The organism is Bacteroidota bacterium, assembly GCA_034439655.1.
Taxonomy (GTDB): Bacteria; Bacteroidota; Bacteroidia; order UKL13-3; family UKL13-3; genus CANJUD01.
In genome coordinates this window covers 17,029-28,215 of sequence record JAWXAU010000057.1, presented here as the reverse complement: position 1 = coordinate 28,215, position 11,187 = coordinate 17,029, and the positions used below count along the sequence as shown (strand labels likewise).

At 37.6% G+C, this 11,187-nt stretch carries 8 protein-coding genes; 6 read left to right on the top strand and 2 right to left on the bottom strand.

From position 1 onward, the window contains the following. Nucleotides 1-421: 421 nt before the first annotated feature. On the bottom strand, nucleotides 422-2,038 hold the full coding sequence (gene pckA / locus SGJ10_03475; GenBank protein MDZ4757186.1) for a phosphoenolpyruvate carboxykinase (ATP): 1,617 nt from the start codon (nucleotides 2,036-2,038) through the stop codon (nucleotides 422-424). Nucleotides 2,039-2,189: 151 nt separating this feature from the next. Between pckA and SGJ10_03470 the strand changes: the two genes are divergently transcribed. The 6 genes from SGJ10_03470 (at nucleotide 2,190) to crcB (ending at nucleotide 10,787) form a co-directional block, all read left to right on the top strand. Then, complete coding sequence (locus tag SGJ10_03470) at nucleotides 2,190-2,909, top strand: outer membrane lipoprotein carrier protein LolA (protein ID MDZ4757185.1); 720 nt, start codon at nucleotides 2,190-2,192, stop codon at nucleotides 2,907-2,909. A gap of 199 nt (nucleotides 2,910-3,108) precedes the next feature. After that, nucleotides 3,109-3,543, top strand: coding sequence for a hypothetical protein (locus tag SGJ10_03465; protein ID MDZ4757184.1), 435 nt, complete (start codon nucleotides 3,109-3,111; stop codon nucleotides 3,541-3,543). A gap of 85 nt (nucleotides 3,544-3,628) precedes the next feature. Further along, a complete protein-coding gene (locus SGJ10_03460; GenBank protein ID MDZ4757183.1) occupies nucleotides 3,629-5,848 on the top strand; it encodes a TonB-dependent receptor in 2,220 nt (739 codons plus the stop codon). A gap of 290 nt (nucleotides 5,849-6,138) precedes the next feature. Next, complete coding sequence (locus SGJ10_03455; GenBank protein ID MDZ4757182.1) at nucleotides 6,139-8,610, top strand: DNA translocase FtsK 4TM domain-containing protein; 2,472 nt, start codon at nucleotides 6,139-6,141, stop codon at nucleotides 8,608-8,610. A gap of 789 nt (nucleotides 8,611-9,399) precedes the next feature. Beyond that, the gene (locus SGJ10_03450) at nucleotides 9,400-10,416 is read left to right on the top strand and encodes an NAD-dependent epimerase/dehydratase family protein (protein ID MDZ4757181.1); all 1,017 of its coding nucleotides are present in this window, start codon (nucleotides 9,400-9,402) and stop codon (nucleotides 10,414-10,416) included. 2 nt (nucleotides 10,417-10,418) lie between these two features. After that, nucleotides 10,419-10,787 (top strand): fluoride efflux transporter CrcB, encoded by a 369-nt coding sequence (gene crcB / locus SGJ10_03445; protein ID MDZ4757180.1) that lies wholly within the window; start codon nucleotides 10,419-10,421, stop codon nucleotides 10,785-10,787. Nucleotides 10,788-10,806: 19 nt separating this feature from the next. On the opposite strand, the gene SGJ10_03440 is transcribed toward crcB, so the two are convergent. Continuing rightward, the gene (locus tag SGJ10_03440; GenBank protein ID MDZ4757179.1) at nucleotides 10,807-11,184 is read right to left on the bottom strand and encodes a glycoside hydrolase family 16 protein; all 378 of its coding nucleotides are present in this window, start codon (nucleotides 11,182-11,184) and stop codon (nucleotides 10,807-10,809) included. Nucleotides 11,185-11,187 lie beyond the last annotated feature (3 nt).

Below are 11,187 nucleotides of genomic sequence, written 5' to 3'. Positions count from 1 at the left end.
TCGCTAAAAAGCCTTGCAGCAAAATCAACGACCTAATTGCATAAAATACTAATTTATAGTAAGTATAACAGTTTTTTTTAGTTTATGAGCAGACCCTAAATACGATTATAAATATAAAAGCAATTCCTAACCCATCTATTATATCAAGAAGGATTTGGAGGTTTATGATTTTCATTCAACTTATTTTCAACAATAATATTAAAAGAAGGGATAAAATATAAAGTCCTGAAAATTATTATATAACCTCAATAACACCTAAGCCATTTCAAATCATTTTTGTCAAGCTGTGATTGAGATATTAATTTACCATTTTTGATATCCCAATCACTTAATTTTAGCATAAGAATTTGTTCCTCGCTAAGCTTAACTGTATCCTTGTCCGTACTACTTTTATCGACCAATTGAAGTATATAATAGTTATTTACGCATTCACTACTGCTTTGGGAGCAGCCGCAAGTATTTCTTCACTCACACCATCTTCATATTGTTTGAAATTTTTCACAAACAATTCTGCAAGGTAATTGGCTTTTTGATCGTAGGCTTCTTTATCGCTCCAAGTATTGCGTGGGTTTAATATTTCTACGGGAACATCAGGGCAAGTGGTTGGCATTGCGAAACCAAATACAGGATGATTTTCATAGGATACATTATCCAATTCACCAGTAAGAGCAGCAGTTATCATACGGCGGGTAAAACTCAATTTCATACGTGAACCCACACCATAAGGACCACCTGTCCAACCGGTATTAATTAACCATACTTTAATGTCTGGATTTTGTTTCAATTTTTCGCCCAATAATTTTGCATAACGACCTGGATGCAAAGGTAAAAAAGCTTTTCCAAAACATGCCGAGAAGGTTGCCTGTGGCTCTGTTACGCCAGCTTCGGTACCTGCAACTTTAGCAGTATAACCACTAATGAAACTATACATTGCCTGCCCCACATCCAAACGTGAAATTGGAGGTAAAACGCCAAACGCATCAGCAGTTAAAAAGAATATATTTTTCGGGGCATTTCCAATGCTAGGTTTTGCAAAGTTTTTAAGATTATACATCGGATAGGCAGCACGAGTATTTTCCGTAACACTAATATTTGTATAATCAGGAGTATTGGTTCCATCAATGAAACGAACATTTTCTAATAAAGCTCCTTCTTTAATTGCTTCAAAAATTTCGGGTTCCTTTTCATGGGTTAAGTCTACACATTTTGCATAGCAACCACCTTCAAAATTAAATACGGTATTGTCGCTCCATCCATGCTCGTCGTCACCAATCAAAGCACGGTTTGGGTCAGCACTTAAAGTAGTTTTTCCAGTACCTGATAATCCGAAGAAAATAGCGGTATCGCCATCTTTACCAGTATTTGCCGAGCAGTGCATCGACAATACATTATGCTCGTGTGGCATACTATAATTTAAAACTGTAAAGATACCTTTTTTGATTTCGCCGGTATAACCACTGCCACCAATAATATATATTTTTTTGGTGAAGTTTATAATAGAGAAATTATGTTGACGGGTACCATCCTCAGCAGGCGTAGCACGGAAACTAGGCACATTTAAAATAACCCAATCGCTGGTGAGCGATTCTAATTCAGATGCTTCGGGACGAAGAAATAAATTATGGGCAAATATATTTGAATAGGCAGTTTCTGTAATTACTTTTACGTTCAAACGATATTTGGGATCGGCACAGGCATAACAATCGCGGGCAAACAATTCCTTGCCTTTCAAGTAGTCCAACATTTTGGCCAATAAAGCATCGAATTGGTCGGGTGTGAATTTGAAATTCACATCGCCCCACCACACTACATCTTCGGTAGTGCTATCGCAAACCGAGAATTTGTCTTTGGGCGAACGTCCAGTAAATTCGCCAGTATCGGCACATAAAGCTCCGCTATCGGCCAATACGCCTTCTTTGCGTTCGAGGGCTTTTTGCACAAGTGCAGCGGGTGAAAGATTGTTGTTGATTTTGCCAACAACGGCAACTACTTGTTCCAACAAGCGGCTGTTGTGTTCGTTTGATGCTTTTGTATTCATTCTTTGTTAGTTGAATTTTGGGGTTGCAAATTTAACCCTGTAACTATTATAAAAAATGATTTTATTCATGTTTCATAAAAAGTTTTTTGGCTGAATATTTGAAACCTACTTTGGTACAAACGTTTATATTTTTGCAAACGATTTAAAATACATGAAAAAATACATTCTAATATCTGCCCTTGTTCTGATATCATTGGGTAAAACCTTTGCTGTAGACAATAAGTCTGACTCTATCCTCAAAGCCGTGTCTGCCAAATACAAGAGTTTCAAAACCTATAAGGCAAGCTTTGTTTATAATTTGGAGAACAAAAAAGACAAAATAAATATCACTAAAAAAGGGACTCTTTACGTAAAGGGCCTTAAATTTAAAATTGAAATGGGCAACCTTGAGATATTTTGCGATGGCAAAACCATTTGGAAGTATAATAAAGAAGACAATGAAGTAGAAATCAATACTTTCAATGCTTCAAAAAATGATTTGAGTCCACAAAAAATATTGAACACTTACGAGAAAGGCTTTATCAGCGAATTTGTTGAGGAGAAAATGGAAAACGGGGTAGTGATGCAACAGATAAGGCTCACCCCCATCGACAAAACAAAAAATATCCATACCGTAAAACTTTTTGTGCAGAAGCAGGGCAAAATTATAGTTCGCTCCAAACTTTATGGCAAATTTGGGGATGTGTACACTTATGAAATTCCAAAATTTCAAGCCCATATAAAAATATTGGACAACTTTTTTGTATTCAATAAAAAAGCACATCCAGGTGTGACTGAGAATGATTTGAGAAGCTTGCGTACCTTAAAGCCCAGAACGATTGCACACAAAGTTAAGCCCAGTAGATATTCTGTTTATCATGTAATTCGATAAGGCTAATAAAGGCTGTTGCGTATTGTTCAACCACCATATTAAAAGAAACGATAGGCTATAATACCAACAATAAATTCACCAGATCCTTATTCTTATGCTTAACTTCGTGGCCAAAATCCTACATCTGAAAAGAACCGGCTACATATTATTACTCATTTTACTTTTGATTCAATCGGGAGGAATCCTTTTGCTTTACCAAATGCAACAGTGCTATGTGCAATATGATATGCATGAAAAACTTAAGAACGACGAAACAGCATTTGAAAAGTTCACACTATCTCGCAACGATTTTGAAAAGGGCAAAATCAATGATGACGAAATAAAAATAAACGACAGGTTATATGATATAAAATCTGTTAATATGATAGGTGATAAAGTAGAATTTCTTGCCTTTAATGATACTGACGAGGAAGCTGTTTTGGCTAAGATAAAAAATATAGTGAATGCAAATAGTGAGCAAAATACGGAACTCCCCAATCAACTTATCAAACTTTTAAGTTTAATTTATCTGCCCGCCAACTATTGCCATCACCCTGTATTTGCGGGCTTGCAGCAAAATTTTTTCCATAATTATAGTGAGACCATTATTTCTCACACATCAGAAATTTGCTCTCCACCTCCTGAGTTAGTTTAAAAAAATATTATTATTATTCAAATACCGCCACTAGCAAGGGGAGTTTTTGAAGTATTTTTTTTATTCAACTAATTTATTCAAACCCATGAAATTAAAAAACAGGGCAATCGCAGCATTGCTCCTAACATTATATTCTCAATTCTCCTATTCACAAACAACGGTAACGGATACCTCCAAAAATATTACCTTAAATGAGGCCGTTATTTCTGTGAATAAAGTAGAAGAAACAAAACAAACAGTGCCACAACAAGTGCAGGTGCTTAACGCAACTCAAATTGCAAATTCTCAATCGCAAAGCACTGCCGACTTACTATCGAGCACGGGCAATGTATTTATTCAAAAGAGTCAACTAGGCGGCGGAAGTGCCATTATACGAGGCTTAGAAGCAAACCGTACACTGATGGTGATAGACGGTGTGCGTATGAACAACCTCATATATAGAGCAGGTCATTTACAAAATATACTAACACTCGACAACAATTCACTTGAAAGAGTTGAAGTACTATTCGGACCTGCATCTACAGTTTATGGAAGCGATGCATTGGGTGGCGTTATTCACCTTTATACTAAAAAAGCACAGTTTGCAAGCGAGGGTCAAAAACAGCATATCAAAGTAAATGCGTTTACTCGCCACGGTCGCGTTGACGATGAATTTACCAACCACGTTGATTTCAATATTGGCGGCAAAAAATTCGCTTCGTTTACCTCGCTTACCTATTCTTCATTCGGCGATTTGAAAGGTGGTAAAAATCAAAACCCATTTTATTCAGGCTCTTATGGAGAACGCCCATTTTATGTCGAGAGAATAAATGGAAAAGACTCATTGGTTAAAAATGCCGACCGCTATTTACAAACCCAAAGTGGATATTCTCAATATGATATAGTTCAAAAATTTGCTTATAAACAAAATGAACATATTACACATGGCATAAACCTTCAATATTCAAACTCGACCGATATTCCCCGCTACGACCGCCTAACTGACCCTGAAGGAAAAAGTTTGAAATATGCTGAGTGGTATTATGGCCCACAAATGCGAGTGCTTGGTGCTTATGATTTAAATATCAGCAAACCAGCCTCCTTTTTTCAGAATATACATGCAGGCATTAATTTCCAAAACATTGAAGAAAGCCGCCATACCCGAAGATTTGGTAAAGACGAAATTCAACACCGCATGGAGAATGTAAATGTAATGGGAGCCAATCTCGACTTTCAGCGGATCATTAAAAACCACAATATCCGTTTCGGACTCGATGCACAATATAATAGTCTTAAGTCGACCGCCAATGTGGTGAATATTGCCAACGGTGAAAGCAAGCCAATTGACACTAGGTATCCAGATGGGATGAATACCATGACCAATGCAGCTCTTTATTTTTCTCATACATGGAAACTAAACAAAGAACTGGTTTTAACTGATGGAATACGTGTTGGACTTATAGCTCTTCGTGCCACTTTTGTTGATACTTCATTTTTTCATTTGCCCTTCAATAAAGTGGACCAAAGTAATCCTGTCTATTCTGGAAGTGTTGGTATCATCAATAATCCTTCCGACGATTTAAAATTATCTTTGCTTTTGTCTACTGGTTTCCGTGCTCCCAATGTTGACGATTTGGCTAAAGTATTCGAATCGGCTCCAGGCGTATTAATTGTTCCCAACAATAATTTAAAACCCGAAAAAACTATAAATTATGAATTTGGCATCACCAAAATATATAATAAAAAAACCAGTTGGGAGCACGTTCTCTACTATACTAATTTTTTGGATGCTATTGTCTCAGCCAAATTTAAATATAATGACCAAGACTCTATTTTATATAATGGCACACTAAGTAAAGTGGTAGCAAACCAAAACAAACGCAGTGCATACATATATGGATTTTCTTCCAATATTAAATCTCAAATTGCTGATAATTTATTACTAACATTTGCCTTAAACTACACTTATGGAAGAGTTAAAACTGATAGCAATGATTACCCGCTCGACCATATTGCTCCACTTAATTTGCGTTTACAATTAACTTATAGTTATAATAAATTCAATTATAATTTCTTTATCAATTATAATAGTAGTAAAAAACTGAAAGATTACTATTTGGCTGGCGAAGATAATGAACAATATGCAACAGCTATGGGAATGCCTGCATGGTTCACGGTAAATTTCCGTGCCGCTTACAAGGTGCATAAACTTATAACATTACAAGCTGGGATCGATAATATATTCGACACGCAGTATCGCACTTTTGCAAGTGGTATCAATGCCCCGGGCAGAAATATATTTGCAGCAGTCCGCTTTCCTTTATAATAATAATACCATTTCTTAAACTATAATAGTTCTCCGCCAGTGGCGGATTAGGTTTGTAGAATGGTAATGCCGAACTAATCCCGAAAGCATTCGGGATTAGTCCCGCTTTTTTTGGACTATTATATATTGAGTTTCGGTATAACTCATAGTAGCACGACAATGAGGCAGCCGCAAAGCTGCTTTTTTTATTATAAATTTCCCTGTCCACTATTTCGCCTTCGTGTGCATAAAACAAAACCTCTATTGTGGCTTAACAATTTATTTTTGCAAGGTTTAAGTAACTCTTACAATTGGCCAAAAAGAAATTAGAAAATACCGTCCCTTCAGAAGAATTTGAAAAGGAAAAACCCGAAGCTAAGCCTGCAAAGCAAGCTTGGTGGGAGTTTCTGTTCGACCCGAGGTTCCATAAAATACTTGGACTTTTCTTTATTTTAACCGCTGCTTATTTGGCTTTGGCTTTTACGTCATTTTTATTTACGTGGAAAAGCGACCAAAGTATGGTGCTGGGTTCTGGCTGGGATGTGTTTGTAACTTATAATCCCGAGGCCGTCCATAACTGGTTGGGTAGGTTGGGAGCTATCATATCGCATGTATTTATACACCAATGGTTTGGAGTAGCCTCGTATGCTTTTGTATTATTATTCTTTTTGCTGGGTGGGCGAATGCTTTTCAAACATTGGTTTTTGCCCATTGTTAAAACACTCAAATATAGTTTTTTTACCGTGATATGGGCAAGCATCACCTTTGGGCTATTATGCAATGCAGTGGGCGATTGGTATTTTTTGAGCGGTGCTTTTGGATATCATGGTTTCAAATACTTGGAGGGATTACTCGGCATGGTTGGAGCTATATTATTTCTCATTTTTTATGCTTTGGTATTTTCGGTTTTGGTATGGAATATCGAATTTCATCGCCCAAGACCCTTGATTATAATGCCCGATGGTACTGCCATTCCGCCCGTTGATGATTTGGGAAATACAGCCCCCGAGAACCACGACTATTACACCCATAAAGAAGATATTACCCATCCCGAGATTGACGATGAACAGCCCTTAGACCCCAATGATTTTAAACTTATTATTAAAGAAGACCCCTATGGAATAACAGATGAACCTAGCATACCAGAAGCAGAGGTTACTTTGGACGTTGGCATAGAAAAAGAAAAAAAAAAAACGGATGAAACTTTACTAGAGATTGCTCCTGAATCGGATGAAGCTCCGCATGCGGAAAGACCTGAAAGATTTACTATAGACACCCCTTATGATCCTACTTTAGAATTCAGCGACTACAAATTACCTACGCTCGATTTACTCAAAGAATTTGATGATACCAAAACCAAAGTGAGCATGGATGAGTTGGAGGAGAATAAAAAACTTATAGTTGAAACGCTTAAAAACTATAATATTGGTATTGAAAAAATTAAAGCAACCATTGGCCCTACTGTTACCCTATATGAAATAGTTCCTGCTGCGGGCGTTCGTATTTCTAAAATTAAAAACTTGGAAGATGATATTGCCCTGAGTCTTGCTGCTCTAGGTATTCGCATTATCGCACCTATACCGGGCAAAGGGACAATTGGTATTGAAGTGCCAAACCAAAACCCCGAAATGGTGCCTATGAAAATGCTATTGGCCAGTGCAAAATTTCAGCAATCGGATGCCGACCTTCCTATATGTTTTGGTAAAACTATTAGCAACGATGTATATGTTGCCGACCTTGCAAAAATGCCCCACTTATTGATGGCTGGAGCTACAGGTCAAGGAAAATCGGTTGGAATAAATGTTATAATAACTTCGCTATTATATAAGAAACATCCATCGCAATTGAAGTTTGTTTTGGTTGACCCGAAGAAGGTGGAGCTATCATTATATAAAACCATTGAACGACATTTCTTGGCCAAAATTCCTGGCGACCAAGATGCTATTATAACCGATACAAAACTTGTAGTAAATACATTGAACAGCTTATGTATTTTGATGGATACACGTTACGATCTATTGAAAGATGCGGGTGTGAGAAATTTGAAAGAATACAATGCCAAGTTCCTCGAGCGTAAATTAAATCCAGAACAAGGCCACCACTTTATGCCTTATATAGTTGTGGTAATTGATGAGCTTGCCGACCTAATGATGACTGCTGGAAAAGAAGTGGAATACCCCGTGGGCCGCCTTGCTCAGCTTGCCCGTGCTATTGGTATACATTTAATTTTAGCTACGCAAAGGCCCAGTGTGAATGTGATAACAGGAACCATCAAAGCAAACTTCCCTGCTCGTGCTGCATTTAAAGTTTCCAGCAAAATTGATAGTAGAACAATATTAGATGGCAATGGTGCCGACCAATTAATTGGCAAGGGTGATATGCTTATATTAAACGGAAATGATGTGGTACGCGTACAATGTGCATTTGTAGATACGCCCGAAGTGGAACGGGTAGCAGAATATATAGGAAACCAACGCGGGCATGAACCTTTCCGATTGCCCGAAGTGAAAGACCCCGAAATGGAAGGTGGTATAGAAGATATAGATGCAGGCGATGTAGATGCGATGTTTGCCGATGCTGCTCGTATGATAGTACTACACCAGCAAGGCTCCACATCACTATTACAACGCCGATTAAAATTAGGCTATAACCGTGCGGGCCGCTTGATGGACCAATTAGAAAAAGCTGGCATCGTAGGGCCTTTTACAGGCAGCAAAGCCCGAGATGTTTTAATTCCAGATGAGTACCATTTGGAGCAGCATTTGAAAGATATGGGAATCTAATATTTACAATTTGATGATTTGTGATTTAGGATTCGGGGGGACAAAATCCTATATAAATAAGTCTAATATCTAAATTGATTTAAGAATAAGGAATAACGATTTAAGATTTTAGAAGTGTTTAAAATCATTAGTTAAAAATTATGGTATAAATATACTCCGAACATAATTTTAGAATATTACGTAATATTTAAGACCCGGTATGGCAGGCACCTAAGCTCTAATACTTGCCACAATGCCATAGTTGGAAGATATTTTTGCTTACCCAGCGATACACGGGCGACCACAGCACTTATACCGAAACTCAATATATAATAGTCCAAAAAAAGCGGGACTAATCCCGAATGCTTTCGGGTTGTAGTTCGGCATTACCATTCTAAAAACTAAATCCGCCACAGACGGAGAACTATTATAGTTTAAGAAATGGTATTAAAACTCACTAATTATGAAAACTCTGAAACATAACCACACTGCATATAAGATAAGTGGCTGTGGTTGAACCGTGATTTTGCATTGGGCCTCCCAAGCAAAAATCGCCTAGGTAAGAAAAAAAGGTTTTTGCTTCATTTTGCCATCAAAAATGAAGGCCGTGCCGGCGAGGCAGGCGAAGAATAGAGAAATAATAATACAAGTATGACTAGAATACATATACCAAAATTATAATCATTGCATTTCATTTTCTCACACTGCACGTAGAATCCCAACTCACATTACAATCCCGCGTCAGCACCCCATTCGCCACGACGAACCGTATCACGTTCGTCGCGGCGAACCGACCCCTATATTTGCACCATGATACTCGTAACCGGCGGTAGTGGATTGGTAGGCACTTGGCTTATATGCAAATTGCTTTTGCAGGGTAAAGAAGTGCGTGCTATTAAACGTGTGCAAACCGATTTTTCGGATTTTGAATTGGTAAGCAAACTTAATAGTATAACACCTGAACATTTACAAAAACTACAATGGGTACTTGGTGATATCAATGATATAATTTCTTTAGAAAACGCCATGCGGGGCTGTGATTATATATATCATTGTGCGGCCTTGGTTTCATTCAAGCAAAAAGACCGCGACCTGATGATGGAAGTGAATGTGGAAGGCACGGCCAATGTGGTGAACACTGCGTTGGCACTACGAGTTAAGAAATTAATATATGCTAGTTCGGTAGCGGCATTGGGTCGTTCACAATCGGGTGTGGAAGCAATAGATGAAGATACCAAATGGGAAACATCAGGAAATAATTCAAACTATGCCATTAGTAAATACAAAGCCGAAATGGAAGTGTGGCGTGGCATTGAGGAAGACTTACCAGCAGCAATGGTTAACCCCGGTATTATAAACGGGCCAGGCACTTGGCAGCGAAGCAATGGCCGGATGTATTATAATATATATAAAGGTTTGCCGTTTTATACCAAAGGCGGTGGCGGTTATGTGGATGTGCGTGATGTGGTAAACGCTATGATACAATTAATGGAAAGTGATATCGTAGCACAGCGTTATGTAATGGTTGGTGAAAATTTAAGTATTCTCGATTGCTTTAATATGATAGCTGACAATCTTAAAAAGAAAAGACCGCATATATACATTGGTCCTTTTTTATCAGAAATTGGCTGGCGAATATTTGGTGTATATAGTTATCTCACTGGCAAGGAACCCATTGTTACCAAAGAGCTTGCAAGAACGGCACTTTTAGAAAGTAAGTATTCATCAGACAAAATAAAACGTGAGTTGGGGTTTAAATTTATACCTATGACCGAATCAATAAAATATTGCAGTGAAGTGTTTTTAGCGGAACAAAAAAATATATAGCAATGAGAACTTATATATATGTAATGCTTGGTGGTGCAGTGGGCAGCTTGCTCCGCTTTTTGGTAGGCAAATTATTACCTGCATTTAATATGAATACTTGGCCCTGGCCTACCTTTAGTGTTAATATTATAGGTTGTTTTTTAGCAGGACTTGCAGCATCGTATCTTAAAAAACAAGGCTTGCCCAATGATTGGAGTTTAATACTCATTACAGGTTTTATGGGTGGCTTCACTACTTTTTCGGCATTTAGTTTAGAGATATTACAATATATACAAAACGATAAATGGGCAGTGGCGGTATTATATATATTTTTGTCTGTAGTATTATCTATTGGGGCTGTGATGGGTGGGTGGTGTATTGGGAGTAAATGATTAATTGATCGTCGTTGTATTATTTTCTTTGCTTGTAAACTCTTATATAGTCTACATCGGTGGTACTTGGCAAAGGCGTAGTATTATCAACTTTTCCAGAGAATTTTCCTCCACCCAAACTTACACTTAAAACCAAAAACATTTTTAAATCTGGTATTCCATAATCTGTTTCAAATACTTTTATCTCATCAACATACCACATAATTTTTTTTGGATCCCATTCAAGTGCAAATTTGTGAAAATTATTCGAAAAATCAGACCCGTTAAATGCTCCACTAGTTTGCTTTTCATTCCCATTTCTATTCCCAAAATGATTTGTCATACTCACCCTGTTGGGTCTAAGTCCACTAATTTCGAAAATATCAATTTCTGGAGGCCACGCATATTTTGACATCATCCC

Excerpts from the sequence above, each read along its gene's own strand:
- pckA (MDZ4757186.1), bottom strand. The coding sequence starts at position 2,038 with ATGAATACAAAAGCATCAAACGAACACAACAGCCGCTTGTTGGAACAA.
- SGJ10_03470 (MDZ4757185.1), top strand. The coding sequence starts at position 2,190 with ATGAAAAAATACATTCTAATATCTGCCCTTGTTCTGATATCATTGGGT.
- SGJ10_03465 (MDZ4757184.1), top strand. The coding sequence starts at position 3,109 with ATGCAACAGTGCTATGTGCAATATGATATGCATGAAAAACTTAAGAAC.
- SGJ10_03460 (MDZ4757183.1), top strand. The coding sequence starts at position 3,629 with ATGAAATTAAAAAACAGGGCAATCGCAGCATTGCTCCTAACATTATAT.
- SGJ10_03450 (MDZ4757181.1), top strand. The coding sequence starts at position 9,400 with ATGATACTCGTAACCGGCGGTAGTGGATTGGTAGGCACTTGGCTTATA.
- crcB (MDZ4757180.1), top strand. The coding sequence starts at position 10,419 with ATGAGAACTTATATATATGTAATGCTTGGTGGTGCAGTGGGCAGCTTG.
- SGJ10_03440 (MDZ4757179.1), bottom strand. The coding sequence starts at position 11,184 with ATGATGTCAAAATATGCGTGGCCTCCAGAAATTGATATTTTCGAAATT.